Source organism: Streptomyces lushanensis (genome assembly GCF_001700515.1).
Taxonomy (GTDB): Bacteria; Actinomycetota; Actinomycetes; order Streptomycetales; family Streptomycetaceae; genus Streptomyces; species Streptomyces lushanensis.
This window is the reverse complement of record NZ_MAUD01000644.1, coordinates 1-517: the sequence shown is the minus strand read 5'-3', so window position 1 is coordinate 517 and position 517 is coordinate 1. Positions and strand designations below refer to the sequence as shown.

Genomic DNA, 517 nt, shown 5'->3' with positions numbered 1-517 from the left:
CAGACCCAGGGCTGCCAGCCGATCGTGGAGACGTGCGCACGCGCGCACAGACCGGACATGTCCATCGTGACGAATCTCAGCGCTTCGACGGCCCTGCCCTCGCCCGTGGTTCCCGCCGTCGCTCCGTTGCAGGAGTACGCACCCTCCCAGCCGATGCCCGCGACGTGCGCCTGGTAGCAGATCAGGCGGTTGGCCGCGGCCTGCGCCGTGCCCGCGCCCGGCTGCCCGCTCCCGGCGGCCCCGGCGGAGCCGGCCCCGACGAGCGAGCAGCAGAGAGCGAGCAGAGCGCCTGCAAGAGCCATCGGTAACTTGCGCATGGGGCATCCCCTCCCGGGGGTCGGCACGACGTCGACAACCAGCGGCAGTGCATGCCAAGGATGTGCAACCGCCCTCCACACGGTCAACACCGCACACACTGCCGCTCACCGTCCGGGCGGAATCGGGCAAACCTGCGGGAGGGGCATCCACGACGGGTTCCCGCGCAGGCGCTCGGCCCACGGGGGCCGATCGGCGTACG

The 517-nt window shown here is 72.0% G+C and carries 1 pseudogene; it reads right to left on the bottom strand.

Going from position 1 to position 517, the window contains the following annotated elements:
- Window positions 1-317 (bottom strand): annotated as a pseudogene (locus tag BFF77_RS32095) (hypothetical protein); the annotation flags it as partial.
- Between the last annotated feature and the right edge of the window lie 200 nt (window positions 318-517).